General features: G+C 31.6%; 15 protein-coding genes and 1 other RNA gene. 7 read left to right on the top strand and 9 right to left on the bottom strand.

The window, feature by feature from the left end:
- Nucleotides 1-138: 138 nt before the first annotated feature.
- Nucleotides 139-1,449, top strand: coding sequence for an asparagine--tRNA ligase (gene asnS, locus Q0C16_RS06110; protein ID WP_292320466.1), 1,311 nt, complete (start codon nucleotides 139-141; stop codon nucleotides 1,447-1,449).
- Between the two features lie 30 nt (nucleotides 1,450-1,479).
- A complete protein-coding gene (locus Q0C16_RS06105; RefSeq protein WP_292320464.1) occupies nucleotides 1,480-2,199 on the top strand; it encodes a diphthine--ammonia ligase in 720 nt (239 codons plus the stop codon).
- A 10-nt stretch (nucleotides 2,200-2,209) separates the two neighbouring features.
- Here Q0C16_RS06105 and Q0C16_RS06100 read toward each other — a convergent pair whose 3' ends face one another.
- Nucleotides 2,210-2,947 carry a TatD family hydrolase gene (locus Q0C16_RS06100; protein ID WP_292320462.1) on the bottom strand — a complete coding sequence of 246 codons (738 nt, stop codon included), beginning with the start codon at nucleotides 2,945-2,947 and terminating at the stop codon, nucleotides 2,210-2,212.
- Nucleotides 2,948-3,038: 91 nt separating this feature from the next.
- Complete coding sequence (locus Q0C16_RS06095; RefSeq protein ID WP_292320721.1) at nucleotides 3,039-3,494, bottom strand: Holliday junction resolvase-like protein; 456 nt, start codon at nucleotides 3,492-3,494, stop codon at nucleotides 3,039-3,041.
- A gap of 83 nt (nucleotides 3,495-3,577) precedes the next feature.
- On the opposite strand from Q0C16_RS06095, the gene Q0C16_RS06090 reads away from it, so the two are divergent.
- From Q0C16_RS06090 to Q0C16_RS06080, 3 genes are all read left to right on the top strand, one after another.
- Nucleotides 3,578-5,179 carry a CTP synthase gene (locus tag Q0C16_RS06090; RefSeq protein ID WP_292320460.1) on the top strand — a complete coding sequence of 534 codons (1,602 nt, stop codon included), beginning with the start codon at nucleotides 3,578-3,580 and terminating at the stop codon, nucleotides 5,177-5,179.
- 79 nt (nucleotides 5,180-5,258) lie between these two features.
- A complete protein-coding gene (gene dcd / locus Q0C16_RS06085) occupies nucleotides 5,259-5,789 on the top strand; it encodes a dCTP deaminase (RefSeq protein WP_292320458.1) in 531 nt (176 codons plus the stop codon).
- Between the two features lie 355 nt (nucleotides 5,790-6,144).
- On the top strand, nucleotides 6,145-7,482 hold the full coding sequence (locus Q0C16_RS06080) for a tRNA (N(6)-L-threonylcarbamoyladenosine(37)-C(2))-methylthiotransferase (protein WP_292320457.1): 1,338 nt from the start codon (nucleotides 6,145-6,147) through the stop codon (nucleotides 7,480-7,482).
- Between the two features lie 27 nt (nucleotides 7,483-7,509).
- On the opposite strand, the gene Q0C16_RS06075 is transcribed toward Q0C16_RS06080, so the two are convergent.
- From Q0C16_RS06075 to rnpB, 3 genes are all read right to left on the bottom strand, one after another.
- Nucleotides 7,510-7,941 (bottom strand): hypothetical protein, encoded by a 432-nt coding sequence (locus Q0C16_RS06075; RefSeq protein WP_292320456.1) that lies wholly within the window; start codon nucleotides 7,939-7,941, stop codon nucleotides 7,510-7,512.
- Nucleotides 7,904-8,761, bottom strand: coding sequence for an NAD(+)/NADH kinase (locus tag Q0C16_RS06070; protein ID WP_292320719.1), 858 nt, complete (start codon nucleotides 8,759-8,761; stop codon nucleotides 7,904-7,906). Before Q0C16_RS06070 ends, Q0C16_RS06075 begins: the two co-directional genes overlap by 38 nt.
- Before the next feature lie 130 nt (nucleotides 8,762-8,891).
- Nucleotides 8,892-9,199, bottom strand: an RNA gene (gene rnpB, locus Q0C16_RS06065) — RNase P RNA component.
- Between the two features lie 89 nt (nucleotides 9,200-9,288).
- On the opposite strand from rnpB, the gene Q0C16_RS06060 reads away from it, so the two are divergent.
- Nucleotides 9,289-10,269, top strand: a complete 981-nt coding sequence (locus Q0C16_RS06060) for a class I SAM-dependent methyltransferase family protein (protein ID WP_292320454.1) — start codon at nucleotides 9,289-9,291, stop codon at nucleotides 10,267-10,269.
- Here the strand turns inward: Q0C16_RS06060 and Q0C16_RS06055 are convergent, their stop codons facing one another.
- From Q0C16_RS06055 to Q0C16_RS06040, 4 genes are all read right to left on the bottom strand, one after another.
- Nucleotides 10,270-10,965, bottom strand: a complete 696-nt coding sequence (locus Q0C16_RS06055) for a DUF1614 domain-containing protein (protein ID WP_292320452.1) — start codon at nucleotides 10,963-10,965, stop codon at nucleotides 10,270-10,272. It abuts the gene before it with no gap.
- 113 nt (nucleotides 10,966-11,078) lie between these two features.
- Nucleotides 11,079-11,987 (bottom strand): lysylphosphatidylglycerol synthase transmembrane domain-containing protein, encoded by a 909-nt coding sequence (locus Q0C16_RS06050; protein ID WP_292320450.1) that lies wholly within the window; start codon nucleotides 11,985-11,987, stop codon nucleotides 11,079-11,081.
- 72 nt (nucleotides 11,988-12,059) lie between these two features.
- A complete protein-coding gene (locus Q0C16_RS06045) occupies nucleotides 12,060-13,619 on the bottom strand; it encodes a radical SAM protein (protein WP_292320448.1) in 1,560 nt (519 codons plus the stop codon).
- 5 nt (nucleotides 13,620-13,624) lie between these two features.
- Nucleotides 13,625-13,879: a hypothetical protein gene (locus tag Q0C16_RS06040; protein WP_292320446.1), complete on the bottom strand. Its 255-nt coding sequence runs from the start codon at nucleotides 13,877-13,879 to the stop codon at nucleotides 13,625-13,627.
- Between the two features lie 296 nt (nucleotides 13,880-14,175).
- On the opposite strand from Q0C16_RS06040, the gene Q0C16_RS06035 reads away from it, so the two are divergent.
- Complete coding sequence (locus Q0C16_RS06035; protein WP_292320444.1) at nucleotides 14,176-16,323, top strand: CDC48 family AAA ATPase; 2,148 nt, start codon at nucleotides 14,176-14,178, stop codon at nucleotides 16,321-16,323.
- Nucleotides 16,324-16,377: the final 54 nt, after the last annotated feature.

Below are 16,377 nucleotides of genomic sequence, written 5' to 3'. Positions count from 1 at the left end.
GGCTCAGGTCCCATTTTCCAATGCAAATTACCCTTTATAATTTTTATCTCTAAGCTTTTTTCAAAATTTAAATTTCTTTAATTTAAATACCTATAAAATTTAAACCTATAGTTTTTTATAAATTATGGGGAATAAATTATGGGCGAGCAAAATGAAGGATTTAATAGTACAAAGCAAATATTAAAGTTAAATGAAGGAGAGAAAACCAAGGTCAGAGGATGGATTTACAGAAAAAGAGATCTAGCAGATAATATATTTATAGTTGTAAGAGATTCTGAAGGTATAATTCAAACAGTTTTACCTAGGAAAAATGCTCCACAAGACTTAGTTTCTTTAGCAGAAAAATCTACCATAGAATCTTCAGTTGTTATAGAAGGTATAGTTAAAAATGATGAAAGAGCTCCAGGCGGTAAAGAATTGCAAATAGAAAATTTATCAATAATAGGGCTTTCGGATGACTTTCCAATAAAGGGAGGAGAAAGCATAGACTACTTATTAGATATAAGACACTTATGGTTGAGATCTAGAAAATTAACATCGATAATGAAAATAAGACAATCAGTTTTGGAAGGATTAAGGGAATACTTTAAGAAAAACAACTGGTGGGAAGTTAATCCTCCAATATTAACGCAAAGTGCTGTTGAAGGTGGAGCTACTCTGTTTGAGGTCAATTTCTTTAACAAAAAAGCATATTTAAGCCAAAGTGCACAATTTTATTTAGAGGTCATGATATTCAGCTTAGAAAAAGTTTGGGCAATAACTCCAAGTTTTAGGGCAGAAAAAAGTAGGACTAGGAGACATCTTTATGAATACTATCATTTAGAAGGAGAAGCTGCATGGATGGGTATGAAAGATATGATGAATCATGTAGAAGGATTAATTAAGAGTGCCATTAAGAAGGTTTTAGAAGATAGGCTGGAGGATTTAGAGATAGTTAAAAGAGACACAAATATACTCGAAAACTCATTAAAAACAAATTTCCCAGAAATTACGTATGACGAGGCGATATTGAAATTAAAAAATAAAGGAATTAACATAAAGTGGGGAGATGATATAGGGGCCGATGAAGAGAAAGTACTAACAGAATACTTCGATACGCCATTTTTCCTAACTATGTTTCCAAAGCATCTGAAAAGTTTCTATATGAAGATAGATGATAGCAGACCAGATGTTGTATTGGGCTTTGATTTAGAAGCCCCAGAAGGATATGGAGAAGTAGTAGGAGGTAGCCAAAGAGAAGATAGTTATGAAAAACTATATAAAAGAATAGTTGAAGAAGGTTATAACCCAAGCGATTATCAATGGTATTTAGATTTAAGAAAATATGGCACAGTACCTCATAGCGGTTATGGGCTTGGTGTAGATAGATTGGTAACATGGATAGCTGGACTAGATCATATAAGAGATTCCATACCCTTCCCAAGATTTAGAGAGAGAATATATCCATAAAGCGACAAATAAAACAAGAGGATAAAATTCATGTCTAAGAAAGTTTGTTCTTTACTATCAGGAGGTAAAGACAGTACTTATGCTTTGCACAAAGCAGTAGAGTTCGGTTACGAAATATCATGTATAGTTAGCATAAAACCTATTAGAAAAGATAGTTATATGTTTCATTTTCCTATGGTCGAACTTACTTCTCTTCAAACTGAGTCAATGGGATTAAGAAAAGTACATCATATATTAAGTTTAAGTGGTGAAAAGGAAAAGGAGGTTGAAGAACTTTATTATGAATTATCAAGAATAAAAAAAGAAAACGATTTTAATACATTAGTTATAGGAGGTATAGCAAGCCAATACCAATTAAATAGATTTAAGATATTAGCAGAGAAACTAAGTATAGATCTTTTTGATCCTCAGTGGGGTACAAATCCTGAAAAATATATGTATGACTTACTCGATTATAATATACATTTTATTATAACTCAGATAACTACATATGGCATACCAATAGAATATTTAGGAATAGAAATAAATAAAGAAATAATAGATAGAATTATAGAATTTTCGAAAAAATATGGATTCCATGCAGCATTTGAAGGAGGGGAAGCAGAAACTTTTGTAATAAATGCTCCGCTTTTTAGAAAAGGAATTTGTATCGAATCTTATAAGAAAAAGATAAGCGATTTTGAGTATTCTTTACTTCTTAAAAATGCATATTTATGTGATAACGCAAAATCAACAATTTTAAATTCTTAAATCATTTTAGTTAGAAAGACAAACTTAGCAATTTCATAGCATTTTTAGAAGTTGTTGAAATTATGGTATTCTTTTCTACTTTTTTAATGCCTGATATAAAGTCAATGAATTTATAAAGCATCAGAGGAGAAAGTCTTACTCCATGATAATTGTATGGTCCATCGCTTTCTAATACTGCGCTACTGAGCGGGGTATTTTCTATAATTTTTTGATGCTTTTTTTGTATCATTAGCGCTGCGTTTAATGATATCACATAATCTTCTCTAATTATTTGATCAATTAAAGTTAAAGGGCCAGTATACCAATGGAACATGGCTTTCTTTACTTCTTTATTTTTCAGAATATTTAGAACTTCATTCCATGCGTTCGGGGAATGTATGTTAATCATCGCATTTAATTCTTTTGCTAGGTTTACGAATAAAAGAAAAATTTCTTCTTGCATTTTATAGGTATCTTCGCTAAGAAATCTTTTATCTATTCCAACTTCTCCAATACATTTAAGTCCATTCTTTTCAATTATTTTTAGAATTATTTTTACTTCTTCCGTTTTGCCTTCTTTGATCATCCATGGGTGGAAACCTCCGCATGGTATCACATTTTTAGGATAACTATAGCTTAGCTCGATTATTTTATTTAAACTTTTTATGTCTTCAGATACAGCGACTACTTTTATGTTACTTTTGAATATTTCTTCTAATTCATTTTCCTGAAATTCGTTTAAGTGACAGTGCATATCATAGATCTCCATTTTTGCATCATCTATCTTTTCCTATCCTTTTATATAAAAGTTTTGCTAACATACCCATTCAAAAAATTTTAAAATTGCGAAATGCTTAAAATTAATCATTATTAATATATATTGTTTCAAAATAAACGGCCTTTCTTTCAATAGCTTTTTTTATAGATTCTTCTTTATTAGTTAAGTTAGATTTTCCACTTTTTATTTCAACAAAATATATAGACTTCACTTCATTATTCTCTAATCCGTCAAATACCACATAATCTATGGGTGATCCAATAAATCTTGCTTCTTTTGGATTGTGTTTAAAATTAGGCATATATGGCGCAAATTGTTCATAGACCTTCCCAGAAATAACAGCTCTGCTTTGCTGTATAGCTTCCTTTCTTGCTTTTTCTATCGATTCCATTGCTATAACTTTAGCCTTTTCATTGGCTAATTCTTGTATGCTACTTCTAATGCTATCAAGCTTAACTGATTTTCTCCAATTAGATATATAAAGATAAAGTATTACCACTAATTCAATAAGTATTATAAAGATTAATGAATAGATCATTATGCTCAAACTGATCTCCCACAAGTTTAGTGAGATTAAAACATTAAAAGGGTTAGACACTAAATTATTAAAAGGCATTAATGATGGGTACAAAGTTTGCATTCGTCACAGGAGGAGTGATGTCAGGTATAGGAAAAGGAATAGTTTCAGCGAGTACTGGATTATTGCTCAAATCGAGAGGGTATAGCGTTGGCATTATTAAAGTAGATCCGTATTTAAATGTCGACGCTGGTACAATGAATCCATATGCTCATGGTGAAGTTTATGTTACAGAAGATGGAGGAGAAACAGACTTAGATTTAGGGCATTATGAAAGATTCTTAGGTATAAATTTAACTAAAAAACATAACATAACAACAGGTCAAGTTTATTTTAATGTTATAACTAAAGAAAGAAGAGGAGAATATTTAGGAAAAACAGTTCAAATAATACCTCATATTACTGATGAAATAAAAAATAGAATAATCACTTTGTCAAAAGAAACAGGAGTAGATGTAATGGTTATAGAAATTGGCGGTACGGTTGGAGATATAGAAGGTCTTCCATTTTTAGAAGCAGCAAGACAAATGTGGGTTGATTTAGGGCCGGATAATGTAACATTTATTCATGTAGCTATTTCTCCAATATTATCTGCAACAGGGGAGCAAAAGACTAAACCTGTTCAACACAGCGTGCAGGAGTTAAGAAGGATTGGAATACAACCTAATGCAGTTATTGTAAGAAGTTCAAGACCTCTAGAAGAAGAATCTAGATATAAGATTGCATTATTTTCAAATCTTCCGAAAGAATCGGTTTTTAGCGATCATGACACTTTTACACCATATGAAGTCCCTCTTATTTTAGAAAGCCAAGGATATGGTAAATTCTTAACAAAAAGATTTAATATAGAGGAGAGAGAAGCAGATTTAGCATCATGGGAAGAATTTGTTAATAAGCTAAAATCAATAGATAAGCAAGTCCCTATAGCTATGATCGGAAAATATACTAAATTAAAAGATAGCTATATAAGTATAACAGAGGCATTAAAAAGTGCAGGAGTTTTTACAAGTGTTATGCCAAAATTAATTTGGGTTGAAGCGACCGATATTGAAAATGGGCAAATAAAAGTTGAAGATGTTTTACAAGATGTTAAAGGAGCAGTTGTTTTACCAGGATTTGGAGCTAGAGGAACTGAAGGCAAAATAAAGGCAATTAAATATTTAAGAGAAAATAACATACCTATGTTAGGAGTTTGCTTTGGAATGCAACTTTCAGTAGTTGAGTTTTCTAGGAATGTATTAGGACTAAAGGATGCAAATTCTACAGAAATAAATCCAAATACTCCCTATCCAGTTATTGATTTGTTACCAAACCAAAAGAATATAGATTATATGGGAGGCACGATGAGACTTGGGGCGTCAAAAATAAATGTTGTTAAAAATACCACGGTATACGATTTATATAGAAAAGAAATTGTTTATGAAAGACATAGACATAGATATGAGGTTAATTTAAAGTTCTTAGATAAGTTAATTGATGCAGGAATTAAAGTGAGTGGTTGGAGCGATCAAGGATTAGTCGAATTTATAGAATTATCTAAAAAAGATCATAAGTTTTTTGTAGGAACACAACCACATCCAGAATTCACAAGTAGACCACTAAATCCGAATCCATTATATGTTGGTTTAATAAAAGCTGCAATTTGATTTGATATAAATTAAAGTTTAACCTTAAGATCTAAAAAATATAAATAATAAGCTAATTATTATTGGTTTGGGAGAAAATATGATATTGAGCGATAGAGACATTAAGATTCTTTTAAAATCAGGAGAATTAGTGATAGATCCTTTGAGTGATGATACAATAAGGGAAAATGGAGTAGATTTAAAGCTTGGAAGAGAATATTGCGCATTTAAAAAAACAAATACTATTCTAGATCCGAATAAACCTGGAAATGCTAACGAATTTTACGAGTGCAATTCATCGGATAGCTTTGTAGTAGAATCTCATAGACATTATTTGCTTCACACTCTTGAATATATTAAGTTACCTTCTTATCTTGCTGGTTTAGTCAACTTAAGAAGTACATGGGCAAGAACGGGAATATATATACCTAGCACTGTTACAGATGCAGGATTTGAAGGTCAATTAACCATCGAGGTTATAGGTAGTGAATTTCCGGTAAAGCTTTATGCTGGTGATAGGTTTTTGCATTTAATATTAGTTAAAATGGAAACACCTTCAGAAAAGCCCTATGAGGGTAATTATAAAGGGCAAACCGGAGTTAGGCTCCCAAAATTTTTTAACAATAAATAAAATTAAAATACAAAGTCAATATTACTTTAAAATAAGAAATTAAAAAATTTATTAATCGTTTTAGTCTTTACATTGGAGAAAATTTCTTTAATATTTTTACTCATATATTCACTTATTTATTAATAGCATTAAGACTATATTATTTTTTACTAATTCTTAATTTTTACTTATTTTTCTTCTTTATAATAAATTATAATAGAAATATTTGAATTTAAAATTTGAGTAAAGTGTAAAGTTATAATTTTAAGTTTTGATTAAATTTTCACTCAATATAGTATAATAAATGTTAATGTAAAAATTTATTACAATTTAAGTTTTATAAATTAGTAGCAAATAGCTATTGAGAGTGAAACGCTTGAAAAAATACTACATTGAGACATTTGGCTGTGCTCTTTCGGAATTTGATAGCTCAACTATGGACTCTATATTATCTCAAAACAATTTTGAAAAAACATCAGAGATAAGTGAAGCAGATATTATAATAGTTAATACTTGTGCTGTTAGATTAGACACGGAAGCAAAGATATTGAAGAGACTTAATGAAATTAAGAAAAACTACGGCAATTCAAAGTTAATAGTTTCGGGTTGTTTAGCTAAAGCTAGACCATCTCTAATTAATAGAGTTGTCCAAAATGCAAGCCTAATATCTCCTCAAAACGTAACTAGGATATTAGAAGTTGTTAATAATAAAGATAAAATAGTATTAATTGATGGTGAGAGGAACACAGATTTTATTCCAACACCTCCTATAGAGGATAGCATTGCAACAATTATGATAGAAGAAGGCTGTGTTGATAATTGTAGTTTTTGCATTACGAAATTGGCCAGAAAAACTTTAAGATCATATAAGCCTAGAATTATTATAGAAGTCTTTGAGAAGCTAGTAAAAAATGGTGTTAAAGAAATTAGATTAACTGGTCAAGATATAGCCGCTTATGGATTAGATTTTAATCCTAAATTTAGACTTGATGATTTGATTAACACAATATTAGATAAAGTAAAAGGAGATTATAGAATAAGAATTGGAATGATGACACCAGATAAGTCAATTGAAATAATTGATAATTTACTTAGTTATTATAATGATGAAAGGGTATTCAAGTTCTTCCACATACCAGTTCAATCAGGAGATGATGAAGTTTTAAAAATAATGAATAGAAATTATACTATAGATGATTATAAGCAATTACATAACAAAATAAAATCTAAATATCCAGATTCTTTATTTGCTACAGATATTATAGTTGGACATCCAGGAGAAGATGAAGAGGCTTTTCAAAACACGGTCAAACTTGTTAAAGATTTAAGGTTTGAAAGAGTTTACTTAGCTCAATACAGTATAAGACCAAGAACTAAGGCAGCATATATGGAGCAAGTTCCAGAGCCAATAAAAAAGGAAAGAAGTCTAATTTTAAATGAAGTAATTAAGCAAATAGATTTAGATATATATAAAAAGTACGTTGGTAACGAATACGAAGCATTAGTTACGTCTCATGGATTTAAGAAGAATTATGTTATGGCAAGATTAAATAATTATTTTCCTATTGCAATTAAAGGTGATAGCGATTTAATTGGTAAGAGAGTAAAAGTAAAAATAAGTAATGCTACATATTTCGATCTTAGAGGGGAAGTAATAGATAGGAATTATGAAAAATCTTTACTAAAAATTCATACTATATCAGACGGCAATTAAATCATTTAAAATTATTTAATATTGTATTTATTTCTTTAATTCTTTAATACCTTTATACTTGATTTTTATTATTTTAATTCCAAGTTTTACAGCTAATTTTTGAATCGAATAATCGTCTGTTGCTAAATAAACTTCTTCGCATTTTTCTTTGTATTGTAAAGATAGCGCTAAAACATCTAGATCAGTTTTACTTAGTTTGCTAGAAAGTTTCCATTTCTTTGCCTCTTCTTTTATTTTTAATAAAAATTTAGCATCAGGATCTATTATAGATAGCTTATCTGCATTTATAATTATATTTAATATATTTTTGGATGCCTCATCTTTTACTTCTTGTATAACAGATGAAGTAGTTATACTCTTATCCAAATTACTTAATACAAACCCTGAAAATATAGCTCCAGTATCTAATATTATGCAATTATTACCAGTATGATAATAACCTAGAGAATAGTCTCTCATAATAGTTTTCCCACCATCTAAATCTTGCTATTTTTGCTGGTTTATCGCATAAAGTTATTCTAAGAGAAGACTTAGACCTGCTTGGTATTTTTTCTTGTCCATCAATATTTATGAAATAATTTCCGCTATCATCTTTTATATTAATATCAATATATCCACTATATGGAAGTACTACAGGTCTTATATGAAGTTGAACTGGATTTAATGGGGTTAAAATTATAGAATTTAGCCTGGGATCAATTATAGGCCCTCCTGCGCTTAGGCTGTAGGCTGTTGAGCCAATTGTTGTTGATACAACTATACCATCTCCATCAACACCATAGATTCTATCGCCATTATAATATGCATCAAGCTTAACTAACGATCCATCTGAGGTAAAAATTACTATATCATTCATAGCACAATTTTTAGTTTCTCCGTTAAATATAGGTTGTAATCTGGGATACTCAACCAAAGTGAACTTGTTATTTATAAATTCATAGACTTTGTTTTCTACTTCATATTCTTCCACGTCCAACATAAAACCTCTTTTCCCAGCTCTAATAGCCATTATTATTGAGTTTCCTGTCTTTTCTCTCATTACAGTTCTTAATAAAGTTCCATCGCCTCCAATTACAATAATTTTGCTAGGTGGATTTATTTCAATGTTAAAATCGTCTATAGTGTTTATATCGCTATAGTTTTCTTTGCTTTCTTTTTCTAAAATTGGTTGTTTATTGTATTTAGTAAGAACTTTTATAACTTTTAAAGCAATTTCTTTTGCTATTGTACTATTGGGTTTTATTACGATTCCATATTTTTCGGTTGACAAACTGTCCACCATACAAGTATAATAAGATATAAGTAGTCTATAAAACCTCATCTTAATCTATAATTATAATAAAAATCTTTTATTACGATACCTTTATGCTTTTAGATAAACTATTTTTCTAACTATCGTAAATATTTGTAGGCCAGGATAATAACCCGCCTTCTGTTTAGTGGCATTTGACTCTGCGGATTTAGAGGGCTTGCGTGGCTCCTCATAGCCCTCTACCTTGCTCCGCTGGGGTCGGCCGTTTCATCGCATCCTCCATTATCTTCAGCAGATTACTATCTTCTTGTTGCCAAGAAGATCTTGCTGCATCATTATCATATAATGGAGGCCGTTTCGTTTCTGTGCCGTTGCCTGAGGTATCACCTCAGCCAGAGGCCCAGCTGCCACCGAGAGGGCGGTGTTTCCTCAGGCCAATAGGCCCGTCAGCCACTATCCTGGCCTACAAAATTATATAGATCAGGTAGAATTAATAAATTGGATGTAAATAGGTAATTGTAATGCCTGGCAAAACAAGTAGTAAATGCATTAAAGTGTATAAAGAGTTGGGAAATAATGCTATTAATATATTGAAAGAGATGGGTTTATTGAATCAGGATTTAAGGCCAAGAAAAGAAGGCAATTATTTATTGATACCTATAGTAAATGAAAAATCTTTAAATGAGATTGGAAAATTTTTTCCTTTTGAAATTTGTAATGAATTATTTGAAGAATATAAATTTAAATCAAAGAAATTAAATGCAATTATAGAAGGCATATCTAGTTATCTAATAATAGGTAAAATAGCAATAATAAATTATAAAGGTAACTTGGAAATATTGAGAAAAGCAGCAAGTGAAATTGCTAGGATTAATCCTAATATAGAAAGTGTATATGCAAAAATAGATACAGAGGGGGAATTTAGAGTACCAAAACTCATATTACTTTATGGAAAGGATAATACATTAACTTTGTATAAAGAAAATGGTTTGATTTTCTACGTTGATATAAAAAAGGTTTATTTCAACCCAAGACTTGGGGGGGAGCATAATAGGATAGCAGATATGGTAAAAGATGGAGAATTTGTATTAGATATGTTTACAGGCGTAGGAGGTTTTGCATTAAACATTGCTAAGAAAAGAATATCAAGGGTTATAGGTGTTGATTTAAATCCCTATGCTATAAGTCTTGCATCTATGAATGCAAAAATTAATAAAAAGACATTAAAAGGAGAAACATTTTTTATAAGAAGTGACTCTATGAACCTTGACAATATTATTAAAACTAAATTTGATAGAATAATAATGAATCATCCTACAGGTTCTCTTTCTTTTTTAAGAGCAGCATGCAATCTAATAAAAAATCAAGGTAATATACATCTATATACTTTATTAGACAATAAAAAACAAAATTTAAATATAATTTTGGATCAATTAAAAGTAAATTGTAATTATAGTTTCGAGATATCGCAAGTCAGAAGGGTATTAGATTATAGTCCAAAACAGTCAATCTATGAGATAAACATAAAAATATGATTAATATGCTATTACAAACGCAATTAAACCTGTTATAAATACTCCATCAAAAATTCCTGCTCCACCAATGCTTACTAAAGGAGCAAATATTTTTTCAGGCTCTTTTGCTAAATGCAATATATCTGCTCCCAACAAGCTGCCCATGGATCCGCTAATATATGCTGCTGAAGCAGCAGCTGGACTTATTCCAGCGATTAATATTGCTGGAATTGATGATATAATGGGCGGTATAAATGCTGGCACTGCTATTCCAACACCTTTTATAGGCTTTGCCAAAAAATATGTTGTTAAAGTATTAATAAGAAGAGAAACAATAAAAGCCATGTAAAATATTTTTGAATATGGGGAATAAATCATTAATATGAATAATGTTATTGACACAAATAAGGGAACTAAAGCTCCTCCTATATTAACGGCAATAGACATGGTTTCTTCTCTAAAAGTCATTTTAGGAACTGGTATAGGAATCCCAAAAAAATCAACGTATTGTAATTCTAATACATTTTCTATTATTCCAGTTCTGATCCTTTTCACTATAAGGTTTACAAAACTCAAAGCTGGACTCAATACTATTAGTATTGCAGATAGTATGCCTAAAGGAAGAGCGTAACTTAAGGTAGATGACTGCGCTATATATACTGGAAATCTAAAGGCTATTAATGCTATAATAACTCCTGCCATTAGATAAAATCCCATAAATATTGGATGTGTTGGTGGACTTATTACTATTCTTTTATTTTCTTCTATTGAAATTTCTTTTCACCTCAGATCATTTGATAAAATAAGGGTGAAAATATTTAAATATGCTTTTATGATTTTTTTAGCTTCTTAAAAGTTAAATAAGAAAAGCCTCCCGATATTAGACCTGAAAAAACATAAGTTAATCTCCATAAAATAACAACATTTAAAGGCAATAATAATGCAAGCCCATATTCAGCCCCTCCTTCTCCAGCTGGTGTAGGAAATGATGCCATAGAATAGTTAAACATTAGAGCTATAAAGATATTTAAATAAGTTATATCTAAATTTTTTAATAAAATACTTATTGAAAATACTTGGATTATATATGCAACTAATGTAATAGCTATGGAATTTATTATTATTTTCTTATTTCCAGCAATTCTAAGTAAGTTTTGGAATCTATCTATCTCATATATTATTCTTTGCTTTATATTATCTTTTCCTATTTTACTAATAAGTTTCATAAAGAAATTTTTTATGTTAACATTAAAAACTAAAATCCAAAATATTATAGTTAAAAAAGAGAAAATAGTTATACCTATAGATTTGGGTAGATAATATAATGATAATACAAATGATACAACTGATGGTATTATGCCGTCAAAAAATGACTGGAGAGAAGAAATACCAAATGCTTCTCCCATTGGAGTTTGAGAGTATTTACTTATTAATCCAGCAATTGTGGGAACCCCTCCAAAATTTCCTGGGGTAATCGTTCCTGCAAAGAATCCGTTAAATTGAATTTCCATAGCTTCGATAAAATTTATTTTGCATTTTTTTGATGAATTGCATATGTAATAGAGCCTGAACGATTTTATAATTTCCGATAAAGTTATTAATAAAAATGAATATAGTAATAAAATGTTACCTTTGTATATTATATAGATGATTTTAATTGGGTTTTCTGTAATTATGGAGAACACTGCAATCATTATAATTAATAGCACTGCAATCATTAATAAATTTCTTCTATTCAAACTTAATTCCCAATAGCATGATGTAATTAAAAAAGAATTAAATTATTATGTTATCTTCAAAATTAAAATAGTTTATACTTGTATTTTTGTTGGTATTTGTTCTTTGCTTTTATTCTTTAATTTATCTTCTTCCCAACTTTTTTCCACCATCTCAGCAGCTATCAAAGCCTTCTTCTGTATGTAGTCGGTTATGTAATTTAGTAAAAACCTTACAGGGCCATATTTGAATCCTTTAATATAAAATCTACTAACTATGTCTTTTGCCCAATATGTGCTATGGTTTAAAGTTGCTTTAAGTAGGTCTATGTGTTCTCTTGTTAAGAAATTCTTTCTAAACCAATCCCTTTCTTTTAATTGACCCATTGGGACAAAGAACATAGGAACTATTAAGCTTCTATATGGTCTTAACCTTTCTATGAGCTCTGTTGTAGCCATTACATCATCTGGCTCTTCTTCAGGAAGACCGACAATTAATGTTACCGCAGGAATAATATTGTGATCCATTAAAATTGAGAATGCGGATTCAACTACATCGGGCCACTTATCTGCGCTATAAGGGGCAGATTTAGCTGGCATGATTTTTTTGGCTAGCTTAACACTACCTGTTTCTAGGCCTATTTCTACTCCTAAGAAATCTTGATTCCCGCTATACATGATATCTGTAAGCTTAGATATTAACTTATAGTTTTCTTCTGCATATTTTACAGCCGCTAAGCTAACATGAGACCATGCTATAGGTAAATCTGATATTTCTCTTACCATTGTGTGTAATTTCAAAAGTTTCTCTGGCCTGGGCCTAATTCCATCAGCAAAATAAAGTAAATTATCTTCACTATGAAGAAGTATTTGATCGACACCTTCACTCAGGTTTAATTTTACTTCTTCTATAACTTTTTCTGGTGGTATAGACCTCCACGCTCTTAGAGTTACGCTACAAAACTTGCACCCTCTAGGGCATCCTCTCATTATTTCTACTAGCCCATTTACGCTTGCATGCTTTATTTTAGGTATTTCATCCAATGACGGAACGTCAAGGGGTCCTATAAAAACATAATCTGGCAAATCTTCATTGTTAAGAGCTTTTTTAACTAGTTCAACGGAAACTTTTTCTGCTTCCCCATCTACGACTGTATCAACCCCCCATTTTTTCCATTCCTCAAGAGACCATAACCACTGCCAAGCAGCAGGGCCGCCAACAATTATTTTTACCCCTTTCTCTTTAGCTTTCCTTATAGCAGGGCTTTCCATGAATTTTCTAAACGAAACTCTATTAATAGGCTCCTTGCCTGTTATACTCCACCATTCGCTGCTTGGGGGACCATATGCAAAATAATCATGATGGCCTATCATTATTACTTTTACTGTATCTAAGTGCTTATTTATGTGATCTGGATCAATCACTGATGCGTTTATTCCAGAATCAATTAAAGCGGCTTCTATTTTTCTAATACCATAAGGTGCTATAGCTGGCCTACCCAGCTTATCTACTTTTGGCTTAGGTGCCGCTATCCATTTCCAGATCGACTCTGGTAGGCCAATAGATGGTCCAGTAGTCATAAATCCTAAGAACTCATGCTTATGATGATCACTCATCATTGTCCTATCAGTAGTTAATATTACATCAAATACCATTTCTATCACCTTAAATTGCTATCAGTCTTTTCTCTTACAATTATGATTGTTTGAGATAAAAATTCGCCTAAAAAATCTCTAAGCTTTTCCATATAGGAATAATCAGAAGAGTTATAAACATGAATTATAACTCTTTTTGCCCTAGCCCTAAATGCATTAACAAGTTCCTTTTTTACGTAACTAGCGTCTGATTTAGAATCCCAATTTATATGATAAACATCAACTCTACCTTGGTTTATTGTATTTTGGGTTTCAGGCAAACCATTCTCCCCTATGCATTATGTTATATTATGCGTAGGTTAAATAAATCTTATCATATATTGTTATAATTTCTATTATTAATAAATATATAAAATAATTTTTAGTACGAATCTAAAATTATTTATACAAATGAGTAATAGTTGTTGTTATTGTTTAATTCTTACTTTATTCAATCTAAAGCGTGTGAATTTAGTTTTTAAATAATATAAAATATTAATATTTATAAAAATAATATAAAATGCTAATTTAAAGGCTCTGGAACATAGTTTTTTTGTGGAGATGGTGGGGTAAAATTATGTCAGAAGAGAATCAATCTAACAATTCGAAAGAAATAATTTTGAGAGTATCTGAAGCAAGGCCAAGAGATACTGGGAAAAGAAGAGTAAGAATAGATGTTGATATAATGAAGCAGCTAAATGTTGAACCAGGAGATATAGTAGAAATAGAAGGTAAGAAAAAGACAGTTGCTGTTGTATGGCCAGCATTGCCTGAAGACCAAGGCCTAGATATAATAAGAATGGATGGTATATTGAGAAAAAACGCAGACATCAATATTGGAGATAAGGTAATTGTTAGAAAGGCTATTCCAAAACAGGCTACAAAAGTAAAGTTGGCTCCAACAGTTCATTCGATATCAGTTGATGAGGGATTTAAAAAATATGTTAAAAAGAAGCTTGTTGGAACTCCTGTCATCGAAGGAGATGTTATAGTCGTTCCTGTTATAGGTCAGGCTGTCCAATTGACAGTAATAGATACAAGACCAAGAGGAATTGTTATAATAAGTGAAAAAACTTCAGTTGATATTCTTGAAAAGCCAATGACACAAATAAACGTTCCTAAGGTGACTTACGAGGATATAGGCGGTTTAAGGGAAGTAGTGTCTAGAATTAGAGAATTAGTTGAGTTACCATTAAGGCACCCGGAACTATTTGCGAGACTCGGAATTGAGCCACCTAAGGGAGTTCTTCTCTTCGGTCCTCCAGGAACTGGTAAGACATTATTAGCAAAAGCAGTTGCAACAGAAAGCGATGCATATTTTGTTGCAATAAATGGTCCTGAAATCATGAGTAAGTTTTACGGAGAAAGTGAACAAAGATTAAGAGAGATTTTTGAAGAGGCCAAGAAAAATGCGCCAGCAATAATATTTATCGATGAAATAGATGCAATAGCTCCTAAGAGAGACGAAGTTGTAGGGGAAGTGGAAAGAAGGGTAGTGGCACAGTTATTGGCTCTAATGGATGGGCTTGAAAATAGGGGCCAGGTAATAGTTATTGGAGCAACAAATAGGCCAAATGCAGTAGATCCAGCATTAAGGAGACCTGGTAGGTTTGATAGGGAAATTGAAGTACCTTTACCTGATAAGCAAGGAAGATTGGAAATCTTGCAGATACATACAAGGCATATGCCATTAGATAACGATGTTGATATGGAAAGGCTATCAGAAATTACAAAAGGATATACAGGAGCAGATTTGGCAGCATTAGTAAAAGAGGCCGCCATGCATGCACTAAGAAGATATCTCCCAGAGATTGATATAGAGCAGGAGAAAATACCAGTTGAAGTTTTAGAAAAAATGGTAGTTACTATGGAGGATTTTATCTCCGCGTTTAAAGAAATAACGCCTAGCGGATTAAGAGAGATTCAGGTTGAAATACCAGAAGTTCATTGGGAAGATATAGGAGGTTTAGATTATCAGATAAGAGAAGTAAAGGAAACAGTTGAACTACCATTGCTCAATCCTGAGCTTTTCAAAAAGGTGGGAATAGAACCACCCAAAGGTATTTTACTTGTAGGCCCACCAGGGACAGGTAAGACCCTTCTTGCTAAGGCTGTTGCTCACAATACAAATGCAACATTCATTAGAACCGTAGGCTCGGAACTTGTTAGAAAATACATCGGTGAAGGAGCAAGGCTAGTAAGGGAACTTTTTGACCTTTCAAGAGAAAAATCTCCATCCATATTGTTCATAGATGAAATAGATGCTATAGGTTCAAGAAGACTTGACATGTCAACTTCCGGGGACAGGGAAGTACAGAGAACACTTATGCAATTGCTAGCTGAAATGGACGGGTTCGATCCACTTGGAAATGTAAAGATTATTGCCGCTACAAACAGGCCTGACATTCTTGATGAAGCATTAATCAGACCAGGGAGATTTGACAGGATAATAGAGATTCCAATGCCAAATCAAGAAGCAAGGGAAAAGATATTTAAAATACACACTAAAAAAATGAACTTAAGGGATGTGGACTTTAAATATTTAGCAGAAACAACACAAGGCATGTCAGGTGCGGATATAAAAGCAATTTGCACAGAAGCCGGAATGAATGCGATCAGGGAAAACAGGGATTACGTGATACCTAAAGATTTTGCAAAAGCAATTGAAAAAGTATCAAAATCAACGAAGGGGACCACAGAGGTCCCAGAACACATGTTCAGGTAAATCAGCACTCATAGGGATCATCACTGCCCTTTCAGGCTCAGTTGACCTCTTCTC

It is taken from the genome of Caldisphaera sp. (assembly GCF_023256325.1).
In the GTDB taxonomy this organism is placed as follows: domain Archaea; phylum Thermoproteota; class Thermoprotei_A; order Sulfolobales; family Acidilobaceae; genus Caldisphaera.
The sequence above is the reverse complement of the archived record's forward strand: the minus strand, read 5'-3'. Positions and strand labels throughout refer to the sequence as shown.

Bases quoted from the DNA above. Each gene is read 5' to 3' on its own strand.
- Q0C16_RS06105 (WP_292320464.1), top strand. From the start codon at position 1,480: ATGTCTAAGAAAGTTTGTTCTTTACTATCAGGAGGTAAAGACAGTACT.
- Q0C16_RS06045 (WP_292320448.1), bottom strand. From the start codon at position 13,619: ATGGTATTTGATGTAATATTAACTACTGATAGGACAATGATGAGTGAT.
- Q0C16_RS06090 (WP_292320460.1), top strand. From the start codon at position 3,578: ATGGGTACAAAGTTTGCATTCGTCACAGGAGGAGTGATGTCAGGTATA.
- Q0C16_RS06055 (WP_292320452.1), bottom strand. From the start codon at position 10,965: ATGGGATTTTATCTAATGGCAGGAGTTATTATAGCATTAATAGCCTTT.
- Q0C16_RS06035 (WP_292320444.1), top strand. From the start codon at position 14,176: ATGTCAGAAGAGAATCAATCTAACAATTCGAAAGAAATAATTTTGAGA.
- Q0C16_RS06075 (WP_292320456.1), bottom strand. From the start codon at position 7,941: ATGAGAGACTATTCTCTAGGTTATTATCATACTGGTAATAATTGCATA.
- dcd (WP_292320458.1), top strand. From the start codon at position 5,259: ATGATATTGAGCGATAGAGACATTAAGATTCTTTTAAAATCAGGAGAA.
- asnS (WP_292320466.1), top strand. From the start codon at position 139: ATGGGCGAGCAAAATGAAGGATTTAATAGTACAAAGCAAATATTAAAG.
- Q0C16_RS06095 (WP_292320721.1), bottom strand. From the start codon at position 3,494: ATGATCTATTCATTAATCTTTATAATACTTATTGAATTAGTGGTAATA.
- Q0C16_RS06100 (WP_292320462.1), bottom strand. From the start codon at position 2,947: ATGGAGATCTATGATATGCACTGTCACTTAAACGAATTTCAGGAAAAT.